General features: G+C 66.1%; 18 protein-coding genes and 4 pseudogenes. 10 read left to right on the forward strand and 12 right to left on the reverse strand.

What is annotated here, in order from left to right:
• Nucleotides 1–25: 25 nt before the first annotated feature.
• The 9 genes and pseudogenes from CDN38_RS17660 to CDN38_RS17695 form a co-directional block, all read right to left on the reverse strand.
• Nucleotides 26–2,272, reverse strand: a complete 2,247-nt coding sequence (locus CDN38_RS17660; protein ID WP_099319098.1) for an MMPL family transporter — start codon at nucleotides 2,270–2,272, stop codon at nucleotides 26–28.
• 44 nt (nucleotides 2,273–2,316) lie between these two features.
• A complete protein-coding gene (locus CDN38_RS17665; protein ID WP_075512283.1) occupies nucleotides 2,317–2,628 on the reverse strand; it encodes a lycopene cyclase domain-containing protein in 312 nt (103 codons plus the stop codon).
• Nucleotides 2,625–2,948 (reverse strand): lycopene cyclase domain-containing protein, encoded by a 324-nt coding sequence (locus tag CDN38_RS17670; RefSeq protein ID WP_075512282.1) that lies wholly within the window; start codon nucleotides 2,946–2,948, stop codon nucleotides 2,625–2,627. Before CDN38_RS17670 ends, CDN38_RS17665 begins: the two co-directional genes overlap by 4 nt.
• Nucleotides 2,945–3,907, reverse strand: coding sequence for a phytoene/squalene synthase family protein (locus CDN38_RS17675; RefSeq protein ID WP_075512281.1), 963 nt, complete (start codon nucleotides 3,905–3,907; stop codon nucleotides 2,945–2,947). The genes CDN38_RS17670 and CDN38_RS17675 overlap by 4 nt, the downstream gene beginning before the upstream one ends.
• Entirely contained in the window at nucleotides 3,904–5,445 is a 1,542-nt protein-coding gene (gene crtI / locus CDN38_RS17680; RefSeq protein WP_075512280.1) for a phytoene desaturase family protein, read from the reverse strand. Before crtI ends, CDN38_RS17675 begins: the two co-directional genes overlap by 4 nt.
• A 13-nt stretch (nucleotides 5,446–5,458) precedes the next feature.
• Entirely contained in the window at nucleotides 5,459–6,493 is a 1,035-nt protein-coding gene (locus tag CDN38_RS17685; RefSeq protein WP_082277311.1) for a polyprenyl synthetase family protein, read from the reverse strand.
• A 476-nt stretch (nucleotides 6,494–6,969) separates the two neighbouring features.
• Nucleotides 6,970–8,166, reverse strand: coding sequence for a glycoside hydrolase family 12 protein (locus tag CDN38_RS30990; protein WP_233027205.1), 1,197 nt, complete (start codon nucleotides 8,164–8,166; stop codon nucleotides 6,970–6,972).
• Nucleotides 8,146–8,568, reverse strand: a pseudogene (locus tag CDN38_RS32225) (cellulose-binding domain-containing protein); the annotation flags it as partial. The gene CDN38_RS30990 and the pseudogene CDN38_RS32225, both read right to left, overlap by 21 nt.
• A 173-nt stretch (nucleotides 8,569–8,741) precedes the next feature.
• Entirely contained in the window at nucleotides 8,742–10,454 is a 1,713-nt protein-coding gene (locus CDN38_RS17695) for a CocE/NonD family hydrolase (protein ID WP_075512278.1), read from the reverse strand.
• 63 nt (nucleotides 10,455–10,517) lie between these two features.
• Between CDN38_RS17695 and CDN38_RS17700 the strand changes: the two genes are divergently transcribed.
• Nucleotides 10,518–11,117, forward strand: coding sequence for a TetR/AcrR family transcriptional regulator (locus CDN38_RS17700; RefSeq protein WP_244307472.1), 600 nt, complete (start codon nucleotides 10,518–10,520; stop codon nucleotides 11,115–11,117).
• Here CDN38_RS17700 and CDN38_RS30055 read toward each other — a convergent pair.
• Together CDN38_RS30055 and CDN38_RS30060 are read right to left on the reverse strand one after the other, a co-directional pair.
• Nucleotides 11,110–11,772 (reverse strand): condensation domain-containing protein, encoded by a 663-nt coding sequence (locus tag CDN38_RS30055; protein WP_075512276.1) that lies wholly within the window; start codon nucleotides 11,770–11,772, stop codon nucleotides 11,110–11,112. The two genes, CDN38_RS17700 and CDN38_RS30055, sit on opposite strands and share 8 nt — an antisense overlap.
• A complete protein-coding gene (locus CDN38_RS30060; protein WP_075512275.1) occupies nucleotides 11,718–12,263 on the reverse strand; it encodes an AMP-binding protein in 546 nt (181 codons plus the stop codon). Before CDN38_RS30060 ends, CDN38_RS30055 begins: the two co-directional genes overlap by 55 nt.
• 364 nt (nucleotides 12,264–12,627) lie before the next feature.
• Between CDN38_RS30060 and CDN38_RS17710 the strand changes: the two genes are divergently transcribed.
• The 3 genes and pseudogenes from CDN38_RS17710 (at nucleotide 12,628) to CDN38_RS17720 (ending at nucleotide 14,734) form a co-directional block, all read left to right on the forward strand.
• The gene (locus tag CDN38_RS17710; protein WP_082277309.1) at nucleotides 12,628–12,930 is read left to right on the forward strand and encodes a hypothetical protein; all 303 of its coding nucleotides are present in this window, start codon (nucleotides 12,628–12,630) and stop codon (nucleotides 12,928–12,930) included.
• 134 nt (nucleotides 12,931–13,064) lie between these two features.
• The gene (locus CDN38_RS17715) at nucleotides 13,065–13,829 is read left to right on the forward strand and encodes a M15 family metallopeptidase (protein WP_408633075.1); all 765 of its coding nucleotides are present in this window, start codon (nucleotides 13,065–13,067) and stop codon (nucleotides 13,827–13,829) included.
• 91 nt (nucleotides 13,830–13,920) lie between these two features.
• Nucleotides 13,921–14,734: pseudogene (locus CDN38_RS17720) on the forward strand (class I SAM-dependent methyltransferase).
• A 4-nt stretch (nucleotides 14,735–14,738) separates the two neighbouring features.
• On the opposite strand, the gene CDN38_RS17725 reads toward CDN38_RS17720, so the two are convergent.
• On the reverse strand, nucleotides 14,739–16,280 hold the full coding sequence (locus CDN38_RS17725; protein WP_075512297.1) for an amidase: 1,542 nt from the start codon (nucleotides 16,278–16,280) through the stop codon (nucleotides 14,739–14,741).
• 153 nt (nucleotides 16,281–16,433) lie between these two features.
• Between CDN38_RS17725 and CDN38_RS17730 the strand changes: the two genes are divergently transcribed.
• From CDN38_RS17730 to CDN38_RS31000, 6 genes and pseudogenes are all read left to right on the forward strand, one after another.
• Nucleotides 16,434–18,011 (forward strand): methylmalonyl-CoA mutase family protein, encoded by a 1,578-nt coding sequence (locus CDN38_RS17730; protein ID WP_075512273.1) that lies wholly within the window; start codon nucleotides 16,434–16,436, stop codon nucleotides 18,009–18,011.
• Entirely contained in the window at nucleotides 18,012–18,449 is a 438-nt protein-coding gene (locus CDN38_RS17735) for a cobalamin B12-binding domain-containing protein (RefSeq protein ID WP_075512272.1), read from the forward strand.
• Complete coding sequence (locus tag CDN38_RS17740; RefSeq protein WP_075512271.1) at nucleotides 18,434–19,390, forward strand: TIGR03564 family F420-dependent LLM class oxidoreductase; 957 nt, start codon at nucleotides 18,434–18,436, stop codon at nucleotides 19,388–19,390. Before CDN38_RS17735 ends, CDN38_RS17740 begins: the two co-directional genes overlap by 16 nt.
• Entirely contained in the window at nucleotides 19,387–20,439 is a 1,053-nt protein-coding gene (locus CDN38_RS17745) for a CaiB/BaiF CoA transferase family protein (protein ID WP_082277308.1), read from the forward strand. The genes CDN38_RS17740 and CDN38_RS17745 overlap by 4 nt, the downstream gene beginning before the upstream one ends.
• A gap of 121 nt (nucleotides 20,440–20,560) precedes the next feature.
• Nucleotides 20,561–20,780 (forward strand): annotated as a pseudogene (locus CDN38_RS17750) (DDE-type integrase/transposase/recombinase); the annotation flags it as partial.
• A gap of 383 nt (nucleotides 20,781–21,163) precedes the next feature.
• Nucleotides 21,164–21,323, forward strand: a pseudogene (locus CDN38_RS31000) (hypothetical protein); the annotation flags it as partial.

Raw genomic sequence — 21,323 nt, forward strand, 5'->3', positions numbered from 1 at the left:
CAGTGCCGCAGCGGAAGCGCGGTAGCTAGCCGCTGGCCGTGCGGACTGTGCCCACGGCGTCAGCGGCGTCACCGGCGAAGATCCGACGGTGCATACCGGCCAGCGGTTGCGGCGCCCACCAGTTCAGGCTGCCGAACACATGCATGAATGCCGGCACCAGCAGCGCGCGTACCAGGGTCGCGTCGACCAGCACCGCGATCGTCAGCCCCACTCCGAACATGCGCATAAAGGACACGTCGGCGGATATCAGCGCCGCAAACGAGATCGACATCAACAGCGCGGCGGCGGTGATCACCCTTCCGGTGTGGGCCAGACCCAACGCGATGCTCTCGTCGTTGTCGGCGCGTGTCCGGGGTGACTGCCGCCAGTATTCGCGAATGCGCGCCAACAGGAAGACCTCGTAATCCATCGACAATCCGAATGCGATACAGAACATCAGCACCGGAATGTTGGCGACCAGCGTACCGGTCGGTGTGGTGCCCAGTGCATCAAGATGCCCGTCCTGAAAGATCCATACCAGCGCGCCGAAAGCCGCTGTGAGGGAAAGTATGTTGAGCAGCACCGCCTTGATCGGCAATACCAGACTGCCGGTCATCAGGAATAGCAGCACCACTGTGACCGCCGCGATGAAACCGAACACCACCGGCAAACGTGACGTGATCCCGTTGACGCAGTCGCGATTCATCTGAGCGATTCCCGTCATCTGGACCGGGTGACCGCCCGCCAGCGGGACGGCATGCAAACGGTCCAACTGGGTTTCTGATGCCTGCGTGTACAGCGGTGCGGTGCTGTCCACGGTCAGGTATGCGCTGCCGGCTGCCATTGCGGCTGGCGCCGACGGCGGCCCGGTGAGCCGGCCGGCCACGAACGTGCCCGTCGGCGCCGACACCGCCGCCACATCGGGCACCCAAGACAGCTGTGCGGCGTACTCGTCGAGGTCTGGCTGTGTCAGGCCGGCGGTGTCCGGGATGACGATCGTGACTTTGGTTGCGGAGCTGGACGTGAAGTCGCTGCGGATCCGATAGCTGACCATCCGCGCGGATGCCGATGAGGGCAGCACCCGGTCGTCGGGGTAACCCCATTTGATGCCGAGGAACGGTATTCCCAACGCGATCAATAGCGTAATGATGGCCAGTCCCACCGGAATGGCGTGGCGCATCACGAATTTGGCCGTGCGGTACCAGAAATTCCGGGCTATGGGCTGCTGCGGCGGTTCGGGGCGGCCTGATAACCGCCGGCCCAGCTGCCGTACGTTGAGTGCGTCGAGCCGGTCACCCAGTAGCACAAGCACGGTCGGCGCCACCACCACGGCCGGCAACGCGGAAAAGACCACAACCGCGATGCCGGCATAGGCAAAGGACTTCAGGAAATACATGGGAAAAGCCACCATGGCGACCAGCGACAGGGCCACCGTCATCGCGGAAAACAGCACAGTGCGCCCTGCCGTCATCATGGTGCGTATCAAGGCGTCGTCACGGTCCCGTCCGTCGGCGAGCTCGTCGCGGTACCGGCTGACGATCAACAAGGTGTAGTCGATCGCCAAGGCCATCCCCAGGGCGACCGTCACGTTGAGCGCAAAGATCGACACGTCGGTGACCAGGGCAATCCCACGCAGCACCGCGAGTGAACCCAGGATCGCGAAGCCGCCCACAGCTACCGGCAATGCCGCGGCCAGTAACCCGCCGAATACCCAGACCAGCGCGACGAAACTCACCGGTACTGCAATAATTTCCATTCGCAGTACGTCTTTTTGGGTCTGCTGATTGACCTGTGCGTAGACCATCGCCGCGCCGCCGGCCAGTACTGTGACGCCGTCACGGTGCTGCGTGAACCGGTCTGCCAGGGCCTGGGCATGCGCGGGTGCGCTGGTTTCATTTCCCTTGAGCGCGGACAGGATTATCCCGGACTTGCCGTCGGTGCTGACCATGCCGGGAGCCGGTCGCGGTGTGTCCCAGGGGGATGCGACCTGAGCAACGAACGGTGACTCGGCAAGCTGTCGTGCGATATCCGTTCCGACGGCCCGCGCCGGGCCGTCTTGCACGCCGCTGTCCGAGCTCACCAGTAGCACCATCTCCATGTCGCCCCGGTGGAACTTGTCGGCGAGTACGGCTGCGGCGCGGGAGGATTCGGATGCCGGATCCACGAACCCGCCGGGGGCCAGACTGGTCGCGGCGGGGATGCCGAAGATGGCGGCGTCGGCCATCACCAGGATCGCGGCCGCGATGATCCGTCGCGGTGCGGCGATCGCGATGCGCGCCATTCCCGAAAGCATGTGAGGCCTCCTCCGGCTCGATCCGCGATTAGCCGGCGCCGGCCTCATCGGCGCGCATTCCGGCGCTCCCACAGCAGCAGGACGGCGGTGACCGTCGCGAAACCGAACAGGAAATCCTCGATCGGGATATCGAGCGGGAACCGCAGGCCCGTCGTTTGGTGTTCGTCATACCTGACGATCGGCGAGCTGAGTTTGGTCAGCCAGCCGTCGACCTGGATCTGAAATCCCAACACGATCAGCATCGACACCCAATACGCCGGGCGCCGAAACACGCCGGTGCGCAAGAGCGTCAGCTCCAGCGCGCTGACGGCCACCACGGCCAGCACGGCCGGCAGCGTATATCCCAGCCCGGTCATCGGCGGCTGCGCCGATCGAGAATCGTGCGGACCGCGTTGTAGGTCAGCAGTGCGCAGATGGGGATCACCACGAAGAACAGCACTTCTTCGACCGGCACCCGAAACGGAACCGACAGGCCGCTGATATAGCGCGCGTCGTAGGTCCAAATTCCGGCGGCGACGGCTGCCTCATCCCAGAGGAGGAACACCGCCGCAACCGGCAGCACCGCTTTCAGCAGCCGCAGCGGCTGCCGGTAGACGCCGTTGCCGAAAAACTCCAGCGGTGCGGTGATTGCCAAGCAGGCGGCTAGGACCAGCAGGTATTGCCAGTGATCGCTCATGCGGCACCCGGCTCGGCCGGATCGGACATATCGCGGGCACTGTTGCGGGCCAGCCAGGCTTGGATCAATCCGGCTCCGGCGACCCGTAGCCGTCGCGCGTGCCCGACGGTGGCACGGTGACTGAACACCTCGAAATCGTCGTCTTCGATGCGATCCAGAATTTCGGAGTACAACGTCAAAGCGGTTGCCACACAGGGCCGGGAGCGAGGCGCCAGCATCGCGATCCCGTCGGCGGCGAACCGATAGGTGTTTCTGGTGATCGCGTGCTGGGCCGCCAACGCGTTACGTACCCGATTGTCGGTACACCGATTCCGGTGGCACCACATCAATAGATCCCGGTCGACGCCATCGCCGGCAAGCTCATCCCCGGGCAGGTAGACCCGGTTTCTGGCTAAGTCTTCCTCGACGTCCCGGATGAAGTTGGTGAGCTGGAAAGCGCGCCCGAGGGCGGCGGCGTACGGGGCTGCCTCCGCGACCGGCACTACGGTGCCTAAGATCGGAAGTACCTGCAGCCCAATCGCTTCGGCTGAGCCTCGCATGTAGCCGTTGAGCGCGTCGCGGTTGGGGTAGTCGGTGACCGTGAGGTCCATTCGCATCGATGTCAGAAAATCTTCGAACAGCTCGGTATTGATGTAGTGCCGGCGCGCGGTGTGGCGCACGGCTACCAGCACCGGGTGGTCGGTGAGGTCGGCGCCGGCGAAAAACCGATCGGAAAGTTCTTGCAGCTGCTGGGCGCGAACGTCCGGGCCCAGAGCGGGATCAAGCGAGTCGAGAATGTCGTCGGCATAACGGGCGAAACCGTACAGTGCATGCACCGGCGGCCGTTGGTCTGGCGCCAGCAACCGGGTGGCGAGGAAGAAGGTACGCCCGTGGGCGGCATTGATCCGCCGGCAGCGGCGATACGCCTCGCGCAGCTGCGGATCGTGGATGTCGGCGGCGTCTAATTCGTTGCGAATCATGACATTTGCGCTTTCACGTCGGGTTTCATGTCGAAGTGGCGTGTTGGTCGGCTCACGGCGCCGGTGATGCGATCCGCGGCCAGCCTCCCGGAGATAAGCGTGGTGGGCACGCCGACGCCGGGAATGGTCGACGACCCCGCCAGCACGGCATTGTCGATACCGCGGACCATGTTTGCCGGCCGGAACGGCCCCGTCTGGCCGAACGTGTGCGCCAGCGCGAACGGTGTGCCTGCCGCCATGCCCTGACGCGCCCAATCCGCGGGGGTGACAACGTCGAGCACCTCGGCGCTGTGGCGCAGCTCCGGCAGCATCCGGTCGGCAACGGCGTCGATGATTGATTCCGCGTAGGCGTTACCGGCGGTGGGCCAGTCGACCGTACCGGCGGCCAGGTTGGGTGCCGGGGCAAGCAGGTAGAACAGGTCACGGCCGGCGGGGGCGAGACTTGGATCGCTCGCTGTCGGCCGGGTGACCAGCAGCGACGGGTCGCGCATCGGCCGGCCGTCACGAATGATGTCGGTGAAAGTCTGCTCCCACGCTGCCCCGAAGAGGATCGTGTGATGAGCTATCGGGCGATCCGCCGACGAGACGCTGCGGCAGCCGGCGTGGACGACGACGGCCGACGGCGAGGCCCGCAGCGCGCGGACGCGACGTGGTGTGCGGCCCAATAGTCGGTAGGTCGTGGGTAGTTCGGTGGTGAGCACGACGGCGTCGCAGGAGATGCGCTGCCCCTGGTCGGTGCGCACGGCAGTGATGCGGTTGCCGCTGCGTTCGAGTTGGGTGACGCTGCAACGGTAATGAAACTGCACGCCGGCGCCGGCTCCGGCGGCCGCCAGCGCATCGGGTAGCGCTCGGACGCCGCCGCGCGGGAAGAACACCCCCGAGACGGTGTCCATGTATGCGATAACGGCATACGCCGCCAAGGCATCGTGCGGGGCCACACCGGCGTACAGCGATTGGAAGGTGAAGATCCGCCGTAGTCGAGGGTCGCTGAGGTAGCGCTTGACCATGGAGTCCCAGTTGCGGAACCCGCCGATGATGGCCAGTCGCGCCAGCTGTGGTGTGAGCAGCGACAGCGGCGAGTCGAAATTGGCGGCGATGAACCCGTCCATTTCGGTGCGGTACAGACGCGTCAGCCACTCGCGCAACCGGCGGTACCCGGCGGCCTGCCGGCCACCCGCAAACGTCTGGATGGCCGATGCCATCCGGTCGGTGTCGCAGTGCACGTCGAGCGCGCTGCCGTCGGCGAACATCGCGTGGTAAGCCGGGTCGACCGGTAGCAGTTCCAAACGGCCAGAGCTGGTTTCGCCCACGGCGGCGAATACGTCGTCGATGATGTCGGGCATGGTGAGCACCGTTGGGCCGGTGTCGATTCGGTAACCGCCGATGTCGAGTCGCCCCGCGCGTCCACCCGGCCACGGTTCGCGCTCGACCACCGTGACACTGCGGCCGCGGCCGGCCAGATGCAGTGCGGTCGACAGCCCCGCCAATCCCGCACCGATCACCACCACGTGATCGGTGCGTCCCTGGACAGTCCGCATTACCGGGGTCCTCTCACGCGGTGCGCTCCACGCAGGCCTCCGCCAAAGTGGCCAGCGCCGTGCGCGGGGCATAGTCGATCATGATGTGGTCCAGGACATTTCGGGCCCGCTCAACACGGCGTCTGATCATGCCTTCGATGCGCTGTGCCGCACCTGTGGCGATGATTACCGCCCGGAAGCGATCCAGCGCTGCATCGTCGAGGTGATCGGCACGTACCAGCTCGGCAAGCTCCCGGCGCGCCGACTGGTCGGCCATCTCGTGCGCGGCCACCACCACGCTGGTGGCCTTGCGGTCGAGCAGGTCCCCGCCGTTGGGCTTACCCGTGGTCGCCGGCGGGCCGAACACGCCCAGCAGGTCGTCGCGCAGCTGGAAGGCTTCGCCGACATCGGAACCGTAGAGCCCGAGCTGAGTCAATGTGCGATCGTCGCAGTCGGCCATCGCCGCGCCCATTTCCAACGGCCGGCGCACCGTGTAGTTGCCCGACTTGCGCCGGGCGATGTCGAGGACGGTCCGCAGTGACGGCTGGTCGCGGATATCGTTGGCCAAGTCGGCGAATTGGCCTACCGCCAGCTCGATGCGCATCGCGTCGTATCGCGGCCACAGTTGCTGCAGGCGGCGGGCTTCGACACCACTTTCGCGCAGCATCTGTTCGGCCCAGATTAGGCAGACATCGCCCAGCAGTATGGCCGCCGATTCACCGAACCGCCCTGCCGGGCCGGACAATCCACGTCGTCGGTACCACTCGGCCAGCTGGACGTGCACGGCCGGGTTCCCGCGCCGCTGTGACGATCGGTCCATTACATCGTCCTGCAGGAGCGCAAACGCATGCAGCAACTCCAAGCTCGCCGCAGCCGACAGCGCTGCGGGGCTCGGCGCCGCGCCGCACAGCCAGCCTAGGTACATGAAGGTGGACCGCAGGCATTTGCCGCCCGAGACAAACTTCAACAAGATTTCGCCCGCCGCTGCCGAAGCTGGCTCGTCCAGCCGGGAGGCACTGCGCGATGCGACGAAGTCACCGACAGTGGCCAGGACCGCCTGCCGAAACATAGCTCGCCAAGAAGCGGAATCGACAGTGGGTGATCGGTAGCCGGCCGTCGTCGGCGACGAGTCCGTCGCAGCCGCCACTGAAACCGTAGGCAGCTGGGCCGTCGGCGGTTGGTGCGAAAAGCTAGCACACACCGGCTCATGCCCCTCTCGTCGTTGGGTAGCGAAACGGTCTGCACCACGTCGAGAAGTGGTTGCGACGCTAGTTGGCAGCTTAGGGGAGAACTCGACAACGCGCTTAACATACTTAAAAAGTAACAGTATGAAGTTGATGTGACAGTGTCAGCTCGGGGCGTGCAGGCGCAGCCGGGCTCTGGGGGCCGTCGTTGCAAGGATGGCCTGCTGCGATACCTGAGCGTGCCGGAAGTGTGCGCGTTACCGCTGCGCCCGGGAACTGGCGCCGTCGGGCGCCGTGTGATGGAGTCAGTCGCAACGCTGACGTGCCGGATATGCCCGGACTGACCGCTACTGCCGCCTGGTCAGTTGACGGTGGCCGAGAACGAATTGACGGCAAGGCCGACGCCGCCGTTCCACGGCTCGAATCCGGCCTGAATGCTGGTGAGGTACCAGGAATTGGTTATCTCGCCCCGGTTGCGAACATCGCTGACGAAATCCAGCACGCTGAAGCTCCAGGAGTTGATCGGCGTCGGCGCGACGTAGGAGATCACGTTGTTACTGCCGTTGTTGCCTTGCCAGACATCCCAGTTGCGACCGCCGATGGTGGCGGTGCCGACCTTCGCGCCGACCGGTTGGATGGAGCCTTGGCGGTTGAACCAAATCATGATCTCCATCTGGTTGACGCCGTCCTTTATCGGTGTCGGGTCCAGCCAGATGTCATACGCCGCATCATAAGTGCCACTGGCATAGCCGTAACTGATGCTGCTGTTAGCACCGTTGAGCTGGCTCAGCTGGGCCGGCAGCCTGCTGCCCGGAGAGCAATTGCTGTAATGGCAGCCCAGGTAGACCGACGGGTATGACAGCGGAGCGCCGTTGGTGGGCGCCGAGCCGTCCTCTTTGGTGATGGTGAACCCGGTCGCGGTGACGTTGATGCACTGCGCGGCACTGGTGCCCCACCGATTGTTCTGAACGACGTAGGCGCCTCCTATCGTCGTCGTTCCGAACTGATCGCAAATCTGGGTGGCGCTGGTGGTCGCGCTCGTGGTTGTCGGCGGAGTCGTGGACTGGCTGGTTGATCCCGATCCGCCGGTGCAGGACTGGCCGTTGAGCAGACAATTCGTCGGTGGCGCATACGCGCCCGTCTGGGCGGCCTGGAAACCGACGGTGACCGAATTGCCCGGAGCGATTGTGCTGTTATAAGACTCGGGAGTCAGCACGTAATGCGTACCGGATTGGGCAAGTTTGCTGCTCCACGCATTGGCGATGGATTCGCCAGCGGGCAAGTCGAATTCGAGTTTCCAACCGTTCAGCTGTGCGGCGCCGGGGTTGGCGATGTTGTAGTTGGCCACGAATCCGGTATTCCATTGCGAGGTCACCGACAACGTCGCGGTCGCCGCGCCGGGAGTGGCGGACCCCGTCGTCGAAGTCGTGGTCGTCGTGGTCGTCGGTGTCGTCGTGGTCGGTGTCGTGGTCGTGGTGGTGGTCGTAGTGGGAGTTGTAGTCGCAGTGGTAGTCGTGGTGCTTGGGGTCGATCCCGCGGTGCAGGGTTGTCCATTCACCAGACAGTTCGCCGGTGGTGAATAGGCGCCGGTCAGCGCGGCCTGGAAGCCAATGCTGATGGAGCCGCCGGGCGCAATCGTTCGATTGTAATCTTCGGGGGTCAGGACGAAGTGCGTTCCGGACTGGGCCAGCTTGCTACTCCACACATTGGTGATCGATTCGTCTGCGGGCAAATCGAATTCGACCGTCCAGTCGGTCAGCTGAGCCGAGCCCGAGTTCACTATTTTGTAGTTGGCTACAAAGCCGGTGTTCCACTGCGAGGTCACGGCCAAGGTTGCGGTCACCGCGGCCGCATGAGCTATCGGAGATGCGAGAATGACGGTGAAGGCAATGACGAATGCCGACACGACAACGTGAAATGTTGGGCGCCAGCATCTCTCATACGTGTTCGATCCGCGCATCCGGGCAACGTTATAGCTGAGCCAATGGCAATGGTGATAGTCGACTTCTAAAGCTGCCGTATCTTCGCCCAACTGAAACCGTCATGAAATTATCCGTAATTACCGCTATTGCGCGATGCCGCGATCTGCCCGAAATGCCCGCGACTGAGTGACTCGGCCGCAACATCATTACGCTAGCCAAGTACCGGGAGCAGGAGCCGCGACGTCGAGCGGACGGTGTTCAGGCTGCTGGTACCTACGCTGGCATGCCGGAAACCCATGATGGCGGGCACCGCCGGATCTTGGTCGTCGCTGGTGAGCACCAGCTGGATGCGGTGCCCGCTCTTGAACCGGCGAGCGTTGGGGACCAACGGGATTCGATATACGACGTCTTGTCCTACCGGTATCCCTTGGGCATTCGTGCAGGGCAACGCCGGCGCCCCGGGGCGGCTGGCCGCCTCGTCGACCGCACGCATGCTGGCGCGCAGCCAACCCGCCGTCACATCGGTGGTTTGGCCATCGGGCGCCACGTCCTGCAGTGTGACAATCCACGCGGTGTCGATCGCTGTCGCCGATGCCACCAGTCGCAGCTCGATGTCGCCGACGACATCGAGGTCCTCACTGAGCGGAGTGCCGGTCCAAGTCAGCATCGACGGCGGATCGATAGCACTCGGCTTGACGCGGCCCAATCCTGAACCCAGCACCATGAATTCGCGGCTGCCCGGCTCACCCTCGTCCGTGCGCAACGTGCCGTCGGCGCGCAGGGCGAGTTCACGGTGCGGCATCATTGACGGCGGCCATGACTCGGCGGTACGCCATTCGTCGGCGCCGGGCAGAAGATAGCGGATCGGCGGCCCGTCGAGGATTCCGGTGTCGCGGCCCTTGAGCCAGTGGTCGTACCAGGCAAGAGCTTCGACGTGCAGACTTTCCCATGGCCAGGTCAGGCCGAACTTGCCGAGTAGGCCCATTCGCACACAAGCGTTGTCCGACAATTCGTTCCAGCTGGCAAATGTCGACGGGAGGTGTAGTGGCACGTTGTCCCAATCACAGCCGAGGTACACCGGGATGTCGATTTCCTTCAGTAGCGGCAACAGGTTTCGCTCCTGCCACCACTCATCGCGGGTTGGATGCCTGACGGCGGCGTCCAGCCACAGCTCGTCCCACGGATACGGATTGTGCGGTAGGCGGAGGAGCTGGCGCAGCATGGTGAGCGCTGACTCCCCGTTCAGGGTTTCGAACTTCTTATGCACCCGCGGGCTGTTGAGCACCCGGCGAACCAGACCGACGGGCTTGCTGCGCCAGAGCTTGTCGCTGCGCTCGGCCGTCAGGCCGGTCATCGCGAGGAAGGGGGTGACGAAAGACGAGCTCAGCAGGCCGTGATGGTTGGCTCCCTCGTAGAGGTCGGTGGTCACCGCCAGGGGGAAGATCGCCTTGAGGTGCGGCGGGCGCTCGACGGCGGCCTCGAGCTGGCTCATCGCGAAGTAGCTGATGCCGATCATGCCGACGTTTCCGTCGCACCAGGGTTGTGCGGCGACCCATTCGACAAGGTCGTAGAGGTCTTGGCGCTCCTGTGCGTCGAAGAAGCTGAACGTGCCGCCGGACCCGCAGGTGCCGCGGAGGTTGGCGATGACGTGCGCATAGCCGCGCGAAACCCAGAAATCGGTCGCGCCGGCCTCGATGAAGCCGGCGGGTGCGCCGAAGTCCTGCATCTGCCGCGGGTAGGGCGACGCGGCCAGCAGCGCGGGGAAGCGGCCGTCGGAATCGGGCCGGTGCACATCGGCCAGCAACGTGGTCCCGTCGCGGACCGTGATCGCCGCGTTGGCGTCGGCGCGGGAGGCGTACCGCGGCTCGCTGAGGTTCCGGTATTGCCGGCCGGTGGTCTGCGGACCATTGAGCAACTTCGTCATAATTTCACGCTACGTTGAAATTAGTCTCAACGCAAGATGGAATTCTGCGGGTATGGTGTGACTGTGGCGAAACGGTCCAGCACCCCCGGCCCGCGCGACGACCGTGGCGTGCTGGCGGCGCGCATCCTCACCGCGGCGCGCGAAGAGTTCGCCGAGCACGGCTGGGCCGGCACGGCGATCCGCGCCGTCGCGCGCGCCGCCGACGTCGACCCGGCGCTGATCTACCACTACTTCGGCTCCAAGGAAGGCCTGCTCGACGCTGCGACCTCGCCACCGCAGAAGTGGCTCGACTCGGTCGCCACGACCTGGGCCACGCCCAAGGCCGAGCTGGGCAGGCAACTGATCCGCAACGTGCTCGACATCTGGACCGATGAGGAGGTCGGTCCCGCGCTGCGCGCGGTGGTGCTGACCGCCGCCCACGAACCCACGACCCGCGAAAAGCTCCGGCTGATCGTCGAGCGGGGGCTGATCGGTGAGTCGACGCTCGCCGACGACGAGGGCGAACGGCTGCGTCGCAGTGGGCTGATCGCCAGTCAGCTGATCGGCTTCGCGCTGCTGCGCTACGTCTGGAAAATCGAGCCGATCGCGTCGATGCCCGAGGACGAGGTGGTGGCAGCACTTGCGCCCAACCTGCAGCGCTACGTCGACGGCGACATCACCTGAAGAGGGTCTGGCGAGCGCCCGCACGACGTGGTGCAGGTGCAGCAGCAGGAGGAAGCCGCCCGGTTGCCGCCGGCCGGGCACTGCCGCAGGAGTCGTGCTGGGGTGCCAGGCCGGCGCGCAGCATCCGCGGTTGCGCGAGGTCGAAGGCCGGCGCGAAAAACCGGTCGGCGGTCAGGTGCCACGCTTCGCCGTCGCGCGCGTCCACCGAGTCCCAGGGGTCGTAGGGATCACCGACTTCTTGGCGCAGGCCGTCCAGGGCGGCCCGCAACGCGGTGCGCAGCGCGGGATGGCGGGCCACCAATCGGCGTACCGCCACGCGCAAGGCAACCACGTCGGGAGTGCCTTGCAGCTGGAAGGCCAGTCGCACGTCGTGGGCGCGGTTCTGCGGGTCGCGCTGCTGCAGCAACCACAGCCGTTGTTGCTCGGACGTGGCCGGGGCGCTGCGCAGCCCGGTCGGGGCCGGCACCGGCGGGTAGTGGCCGGCGTGGGCGCCGGTGGCGATTGCGTCGGCCAGGGCGGCGAAGTCCTTGCCGATCACGTCGGCGGGTGGGACGTCGACCTGCCAGCGCCACTGGATTTCGAAACGCAGCCGCGGCGCGGTCAGGGAATCGCCGCCGCCGGTGACGAATCGGTCGCTCGCGGCGAGATCGGGCACGCCAAGGACGCCGCCCGCCATTTCGAGTAGTTCGCGCAGGAGGTACCGCCGGTCAGCAGCGGTGTCCACACCTCGAACGTCAACGCGTCGAAGGCGGGGTTGGACAGGCTGGCAACCCGCGTGCCGGCCTCGAAGCGCAGCCATCCCGGCTCGGCCAGGCGCAGTATGCCGGCGTCGCAGACTTCGACGCCCTTGGGTAGCCCGGTCGTTCCCGAGGTGTAGAAGACGAAACCCGGGTCCTGCGGCGGTGCGTCGACGTCGTCAAGGGGCCCCGCCCCGGCGTCGAGCAGGTCGGCTGCTCGCAGCGCCCGCACCGAAGCCGGCGTCGGTGCCGCCTCCGGACCGGCGCACACCACGGCCACGCTGTCCGAGTCCGCAACGATGTGGCGTTGCCGCGCGACCGGGCTGTCCGCGTCGAGCGGCACCACGGTGGCCCCGGCGCGGCGAATGCCAGCATGACGCAGACCAGCTGCCACGATCGGGGTAGGCACACCGCAACGGCTTGCCCCGGACCGATACCCGCGGCGTGCAGGCGCCCGCGAGGCTGCGGCGATTGGCCCGGCCATCGGGTGTCGTGGCTGCGGCGGTCAGCGTTTGCGGCTCCACGCTGGTACTTTCGCCCGCGCGGCGCGTCGCTGTCTGTCGTGTTTTCAGCCCTACTTCGAGCGGAGCGGCCCGTCCCCTGATCGGGTGACGATGCCTTCCCCCCGGGGGGTAGACGGCCTTCTCGGTGACTTTCTGCTTTTGTCCGGGGTGGCAGATAGCTCACCATGGAAGTGCGGCAGTCGCTGACCAACGTCGAGAAGCCGCCGTGTTGAATTGTGTCCAGTCGAAATCGGTTGTCAGGAGGACCAAATGAACGCTGTAGCTCACGAGCAGCATGTGGGTCACGACCATCCGCATGGGCACGGGTGTGGGCATGTCGCGATTCCGCACGGTGATCACGTCGACTATGTGCACGACGGTCACCTGCATCGACAGCATGGCGATCACTTTGACGAATGCGAACCGGCCGGCGGCCACGCGATGCATGAGGGGCACGACCACACTCACGGCGAGGGCTGCGGACATGTGGCGGTTCCGCACGGTGACCACGTCGACTATGTGCACGACGGGTGCCGCCATGCCGCCCATGACGGTCACTACGACGAGCACTGAACAATCCCCGGGCTCGTAGCCCGCGTCGCTGAGCCGGTATCGGTTCGGTAAAGCGTTTGCCGAGTTTCGCCGACCCTGCGTGTGGCTGCGCCGAGTTCGGCACGAGCACCCGCGACAATGTCGGGATGCCTGGAATGCGGCGGCTCTGTCCGGTCGTGGTCGCCGCGCTGCTCGTCGCGGTTGCCGGTGGCTGCCAAGACGCCCGCGTCGCATCGCCCCGGTTATCGGGGACCGTCGGGTCCCTGCCGGTGCGGCCCGTCGGGACCACGGTCCCGTCCGGCACCGGCATGCCGCCGCTCAGCGACGCGGCGCACGCGGCCGGGTTCGTCGACGTCCGAAGCGTGGTGCCCGACGCCGTCATCGACCTGCGCTACGCGACGACCAACAACTTCACTCACACCCAGCTCTATCCGGCCGATGCCCGGTGCCTGGTACACCAATCGATGGCCCAAGGACTTGCGGCGGCCGCGGTCGCACTGCGCCCGCAAGGGCACGTGTTGGTCTTCTGGGACTGCTACCGCCCACACGAGGCGCAAGTCAAGATGTTCAACGCGGTTCCCAACCCGGCGTGGGTGGCACGGCCGGGACCGTATGCCCGCAGCCACGAGGCCGGCCGCTCGGTCGATGTGACGTTCACCAGCCCGCAACAAAGCTGCCCGGCCGAGCATCAGGTGGCCGGACTGTGCCTCGCCGACATGGGCACCGACTTCGACGACTTCTCTTCGCGGGCAACGGCATTCGCGAGCCAGGGGGTGACCGTGGCGGCTCAGGCGAACCGGGCCGCGCTGCGGGAGGCCATGAAATACGGCGGGCTGAACGTGTACGCCGGCGAGTGGTGGCATTTCGACGGTCCCGGCGCCGACGTCGACCGTCCGGTTCTCGACGTGCCGGTCGACTAGCGCATCTCATAATATGAGACGAACATTTCAAATAGTGAGTTGAGGTTATAGGCTGGCGACACCGATGACGCGCCGACCAAGGGAACCCGCCATGAACGACCGCTCTGCGACCAGCTACACGCACGGACATCACGAGTCGGTGCTGCGCAGTCATCGGGTGCGCACCGCGGAGAATTCCGCCGGCTACCTGCTGCCCCACCTGAAGCCGGGGATGACGGTGCTGGACGTCGGTTGCGGGCCCGCGACGATCACCGTCGACCTCGCCGCCCGGGTGGCGCCGGGATGGGTGACGGCCGTCGAGCAAACCGACGACGCCTTGAGCCTGGGCCGCGCCGAGGCCCAGCGGCGCAACGTCTCGAACGTCTCATTCGTGACCTCCGACGTGCACGCGCTCGACTTTCCTGACGACACCTTCGATGTCGTCCATGCTCACCAGGTGTTACAACACCTCGCCGATCCCGTGCAGGCACTGCGGGAGATGCGGCGGGTGTGCGCGCCGGGCGGAGTTGTCGCGGCTCGTGATGCCGATTACGGGGGATTTATCGTGGTTTCCACGGCTGCCCGCGCTGGACCTGTGGCTGCGACTCTACGACCGGGCGGCTCGCGCCAACGGTGGCGAGCCGGACGCGGGCCGGCGGCTGCTGTCGTGGGCCCTTGCGGCCGGCTTCGACGACATCACGCCGACCGGCAGCATCTGGTGTTTCGCGACGGCCGAGACCCGCGACTGGTGGGGCGGAATGTGGGCCGACCGCATCCTGCAGTCGGACCTGTCTCGTCAACTGGTGGACTCGGGCATGGCCACAACAGTTGAGCTGAAAGAGATCTCGGCGGCGTGGCGCTCCTGGGCTGGCGCCCCGGATTCCTGGCTGGCGATGCCCCACGGCGAAATCCTTTGCCGAGCGTAGGGATTCAGTATGGCGGCTGGGGGAAGCCGCCGCGCAGCGTTTCGAAGGCGCCGGCGACCTTCAATACGGTGGCGTCGTCGAATCGCTTGCCCACGATAATCATTCCGACGGGCAGCCCGTCGGCCAGGCCGGCGGGCACCGAGATCGCGGGGTGCCCGGTGATGTCCATGGGCGCCGTGTTGACCGCCTTGCCGGATGCGTGTGGTAGCAACCCGACATCCTGCGGGTTGCCCTCTGGCAGCGGATTGGCCGTGCCGGGCACCGTGGGCATCACCAGCACGTCGAATCGTTCGAGTGCCCCGTCATAAGCTGCGCGCAGCTGCGGCACCAGATTGCGTGCCTTGGCATAGGAGGCGCAGCCCAGCGTGTTTCGGTTGTAGTGGCCGCACAACGCCGTCGCCTTGATGGTGCTGGCGAATTGGTCGGCCTTGACCACGCGCTGTCTTACGAAGTGCGCCATGAGTTCCGGGTCGTAAAGTCCGTCCACGCCGAGTCCGTATCCGTTGCCCTCCAGCATCTGGTAGGTGGCGCCGTCGGTGATGATGACGTTGAAGACGTGAATCCCGCGCCGGTGTAGTGGCACACTGATATCGCCTACAGTACCGCCGATTTCGGTGAACCGGCGGGCCGCCGACCGTACCAGCTCGTCGACCTCGGGCCGCGAGTTAGCCCACCCGAAGCCCTCGGCGAGAATGCCGACCCGTAGACCGGTCGCGTCGCCGGTAAGCGCGGACCGGTAGTCGACCGGGGCTATCGTCGCGGGCTGGCGCGGATCGTGGCCATCGGGTCCGGCAAGCACCGTGAGCATCACTGCGGCATCGGCGACGGTGCGCGTCATGGGGCCGAGGTGATCGATGGTCCGCTCGATGGGAAACGCGCCGGTGTAGGGCACCAGCCCGTAGGTCGGCTTGAGCCCGACGATGCCGCACAGGGCGGCCGGGATGCGCACCGACCCGCCCTGGTCGCCGCCCAGTGCCAGCTCGACTTCACCGGCGGCGACGAGTGCGCCACTGCCGCTGGATGATCCGCCCGTTTCCCGCGTCGGGTCCCACGGATTGCGGACCGGTCCGGAGGCGGAGGTGAAGCTGGATCCCGAGCAGCATAGGTCCTCGCAGACACTCTTGCCGGCGATGGTGGCCCCGGCGGCGAGCAGGCGGTGCACGACGGTGGCGTCACGGCTGGGGACATATCCCTCGACCGCACGTGATCCGTTCATCATCGGGATGCCGGCCACGGCGATGTTGTCCTTGATCGCCACCGTCCGGCCCGATAGCGGACCGGTTGCGCCGGAGGCGATGTCGGCCGTGACATACCAGGCCCCGAGCGGATTGTCGCCCGGCTCCGGGAAGCGGTAGACCCGATCGGGCGGCTGCGGGGGGGCGGAGTGGTCGCAGAGGTCGCGGTAGAGTTCGTCGACCACGTCGTAGGACCTCAGGGTGTGGGTTACGGCCGCCAGGTAAGCCCGTTGGGCATCCTCGTCGAGGTGAAAACCGAAGTGCTCGGCGGCGGCGCGCAGGTTTGCCGCCGATGGCCGGGGAACCGTCATGTCGCCCTCCGTCATACGTCGTTGGGTCGCTCGGGTGCAGCTGACCGCAGATCAGCCGAGGCCGACCACCGCCGCCGCCCAGCATTGTGCTATCTCACCTGGTCATACCAGCGGTATTGGCATTCTCTTTTTTTGCAAGTACGTTATTCATCGATGGATAATGAAGCTCAGACCTCATCGGGCATCCCGCTTGCGCCGGTGTACGGGCCGGCGGACCGCGAGTCGGAACCCCCGGGCCCGGGGGAGTTTCCCTTCACCCGGGGCAACTTCGCGTCGGGCTACCGAGGCAAGCTCTGGACGTTTCGCCAGTACTCCGGATTCGGCACCGCCGAGGAGTCCAACCGCCGGTACCGCTACCTGCTGGAGCAGGGCGGGACGGGGCTGTCGGTGGCGCTCGACCTGCCCACCCAATGCGGCTTCGACTCCGACGACCCCGACGTCGTCGAGGAAGTCGGCCGGGTCGGCGTCGCTGTCGACACCTTGGCCGACGCCGAAATCCTGTTCGACGGCATCCCGCTGGACAAGATCAGCACCAGCATGACGATCAACGGCACGGCGGCGATCCTGCTGGCGTTCTACGTCGCCGCTGCCGAGCGCAACGGCGTGCCACGGGCCAAGCTCACCGGGACCATCCAGAACGACATCCTCAAGGAGTACGCGTCACGCGGCACGTGGATCTGGCCGCCCGAGCCGTCGCTGCGGTTGATCGCCGACAGCATCGAGTTCTGCGCGGCCGAGGTACCGAAGTTCAATGCCATCTCGGTGGCCGGTGCGCACTTCCGCGACGCGGGTGCCACCGCTGTGCAGGAGATGGCCTTCACCCTGGCCGACGGTGTCACCTACTGCGACACCGTGGTCGAGCGCGGCCGGATGACCATCGACGAGTTTGCGCCGCAGATCTCGTTTTTCTTCTACACCCACGGCGACTTCTTCGAGGAGATCGCCAAATACCGTGCGGGACGGCGACGTTGGGCGACGCTGGTGCGGGAACGATACGGCGCCAAGACGGATCGGGCGTCGATGTTCCGGTTCGGTTGCGTGTGCGGCGGTGCGTCACTGTATGCGCCGCAAGCACACAACAACGTGGTGCGGGTGGCCTACGAGGCGATGGCCGCTGTGCTGGGCGGCGTGCAGTCGATGTTCACCGCGGCCTGGGACGAGCCGTTCGCGTTGCCCACCGAGGAGTCCACCACGTTGGCACTGCGCACCCAGCAGATCCTGGCCTACGAAACCGGCGTGGCCAGGGTCGCCGACCCGCTCGGCGGCTCCTACTTCGTCGAGGCGCTCACCGATGCCACCGAAGGCCGCATCATCGAGATCATGGCCGACCTCGAAAAGCACGGCGGCATGGTCAGCGCGATCGAGGACGGCTACTTGCAAGGGCTCATCGCCGACGAAGCCTTCCGGATGCACAAGGACATCGAAACGGGCGTGCGGCCGGTGGTCGGGGTCAACCGGTTCGTCTCCGAAGAACCCGAACCCGACATCATCACCTACGAGCTCGATGCCGAGGGGCGCGACCTGCAACTCAAGCGGCTGACCCAGATCAAGGCCGAAAGAGACAATGCCGCAGTACAATCCACGCTCGCCGCGCTGGCCCGCGGTGCGGAAGGAACCGACAATCTCATGCACCGGCTGATCGACTGCGCCAACGCCTACTGCACCGTCGGCGAGATGGTCTCCGCGCTCAAGGCGGTGTGGGGCGAATTCCAGCAGCCGGTGGTGTTCTAGATGGCCACCCGCATCTTGATCGCCAAGCCCGGGCTCGACGGGCATGACCGCGGCGCCAAGATCGTCGCCCGCACGCTGCGCGACGCCGGCTTCGAGGTGATCTACACCGGCATCCGGCAGCGCATCGAAGACATCGCCTCGATCGCCGTGCAAGAGGACGTGGCCGTCGTGGGGTTGAGCATTCTGTCCGGCGCGCACCTGGCACTCACCGCGCGCACCATCGAAGCCCTGCGTGCCGCCGACGGCGACGACATCGCCGTCGTCGTCGGCGGAACCATCCCGCACGCCGACGTGCCCAAGCTGCTGGCCGCCGGTGCCGCGGCGGTGTTTCCCACCGGAACACCGCTCGACGAGCTGGTGCGCGACATTCGCGCGCTCACCGGCACGGCGCACCCAGCCCCTCAACCCGCCCCGGAGGAACCATGCGCATCGGAGTGATGGTCGGTCCGGAGCGCGGCGACTCGGCCCGCAAGGTCACCCGGATGCTGGCCGACATCGACTGGGCCGAGACCGCCGGCCTGGACAGCGCCTGGATTCCGCAGATCCCCAACGACTTCGACGCGCTGGTGGCGGTGGCCCTGATGGGAACGCGGAGCAGCCGCATCGAGCTGGGCACCGCCGTGGTTCCGCTGCAGGCGCAGCACCCGATCGCGTTGGCCCGCCAAGCCTTATCGGTACATGCGGCCACGGCTGGCCGCTTGGTACTGGGTGTCGGGCCGTCGCATCACTGGATCATCGACGACATGCTGGGGCTTCCCTACGACCGGCCGGCCGCATACACCCGTGACTATCTCGAGGTACTGCATGCGGCTCTCGCCGGCGCCGGCCGGGTTGACGTGGAAAACGACAGCTTCCGGGTGCACAACCCGCTCGACCTGGCGCCGGTGGCGTCGCTGCCGGTATTGGTGGCCGCGCTCGGCCCGGTGATGCTGACGCTGGCCGGCGAACAGGCCGACGGCACCGTGCTATGGATGGCCGACGAACGTGCCGTGGCCGAGCACGTCGTGCCCCGGATCACCAAGGCCGCCGGCAACGCCGGGCGCCCGGCCCCGCGCATCGTCGCCGGCGTGCCCGTGTGCCTGTGCAGCACAACAGAAGTCGACGCCGCCCGGGAGCGTGCTAACCGCATCCTGGGCGAGGCCGAGGTGTCGCCGAATTACCAGCGGCTGCTGGGTTACGGCGACGCCAAGGACGTCGGCGATATCTGCGCGGCCGGCCACGAGGACGCCATCCTGGCCCGGCTGCGCCGATTCGCCGACGCCGGTGTGACCGATCTGTCGGTGCGCTTGTTGCCGATCGGCGGCAACCGTGACGAACTCGTCGCGTCCAAGCGCCGGACCCGTGAGATGATCGCTTCGCTGGCAACGGAGTTGCGGTGACTGGTCGAGGTCCGCTGGCGGGAATCCGGGTTCTCGAAGTCGGCACCATGCTGGCCGGGCCGTATGCGACCATGCTGCTGGCCGATCTCGGTGCCGAGGTGATCAAGGTCGAGCCGCTGGGCGGGGAGATCTCCCGCAGCGTGGGGGAGAGCTACTTCGCCAGCCTCAACCGCAACAAGTCGAGCCTCTGCCTGGACCTGAATTCCCAAGCGGGACAACAACGCCTGGGTGAACTCGCGGCCCGGTCGCAGGCACTTCTGGTCAACTTGAAGCCGTCGGCGATACGCCGGCTGGGACTCACCTACGAGGCGCTACGGAGGTGGAACGAACGGATCGTCTGCGTGGCGATCACCGGTTACGGTCTGGACGGTGGCGATGATCCGGCATTCGACTACGTGATCCAGGCCGCCACCGGAATCGCCGCGTTGACGGGTGAGCCGGACGGCCCGCCGACGCTGCCCGGCTACTCGTCTGCGGACAACTCCACCGGAATGTGTGCGGCACTGGGGTTGCTGGCCATGATCGTCTCCGGTCGCGGCGGACAGGTGGACGTGTCGCTGCGCGACGTCATGCTTTCGCAGCTGAATTACCATGCCTCCGCTTACCTCAACGAGGGCGTCGATCCGCAACGCCGGCCCTATGGAGCGCACTCGTATTACGTCCCGGCACAGCTCTTTCCGACCGCGGATGGGTATCTGGCGCTGTTCATCACGCATGACGGGTTCTGGAAATCCTTTGCTGACGAGGCCGGCATCGGCGGCTTCGAAACCATGGCCGAGCGGGTGGCCCGGCGAGACGAGGTGCTCGGCGTCGTCACGGCGATGCTGGCGACCGATACCGCCGCCGGCTGGGAACGGCGGCTGCGTCCGCTCGGAGTGCCGGCGGCGGCCGTCCGCACGCTGCCCGAGGCGCTGAAGGCGACGCCGGAAATCGTTGTGCGGGCGGGTGATTTACGTCTCGTAGGTAGTCCCGTGCGTATCTCTGGCTATCGGCCCGAGTACCGGCCGCCGCCGCGGCTGGGTGAGCGCGGCGGCGGGGTGAACGCTTGAGCCCTGTCCTGCCTTGGTTCACGCATCGGGATTGGTGGTGGTCGGGTGGGCCGGATTTTGGCCCGGTGTTGAGTTCCTAAGGGGAGTCAAGCGACTTTGATGGGCTTTGTGCTGTGCTTGACGATATCCCGACCTGGTCGGACGCGGCTTCACCGCCAGTGCAACCAACCGGCTGTGGGTCACCAACCTGACGTTCGTGGCTACTTGGGCCAGCATCGCCTATGTGTGCTTCATCGCCGAGGTGCTCAGCCGCGTGATCGTCGGCTGGCGGGCGGCTTCGCACATGCGTACCACCACGGTGCTCGACGCTCTTGAGATGGCGCGGAAGTCAAGGAGAACCGTACCGCCGGGCCTGCGATGGCACTGCGATTGGCGCGCTACCTTCCATCGGCACCATCGGCCGCTCGCCGAGACGGTCAACGGCTACTGCAAGTCCGAAGTGATCTTCAGCCTCTGGCGCAATCCAATGAACCGGACCTCCATCAAAACCCATCAAAACCAGGGCAATTCAACAAATCCAATGCGCTGTCGAGGTTGTCGCAGGTAGACAGGCAACCTGGGTGCCGGGTCGGGTGTGCCGGCGGAGGCTCTCCCGCCAGCTTCCTGGATACGATGGATGTCGACAGATCGAGTTGATGTTCACTGTGAGTGAAATCGGAAAGCGGTTGTTCTACAGGGCCGTTCTGGCCGGCTTCTTGTCGTACCCGGCTGCGATGATGACGTTATGTCTTCGAGTGCACCCGCTGGCGCCGTGGTGGCCGGTCCTGGTGAGCGTCTTGAGGTGTTGTTTGCGGAGTTGGCGGAGTTGGCCGGTCAGCGCAACGCGATTGATGGGCGCATCGTGGAGATCGCCGCCGAAATGGAGCGCGACGAGCTGTGCGGGG

This window comes from Mycobacterium ostraviense (assembly GCF_002705925.1).
Taxonomy (GTDB): domain Bacteria; phylum Actinomycetota; class Actinomycetes; order Mycobacteriales; family Mycobacteriaceae; genus Mycobacterium; species Mycobacterium ostraviense.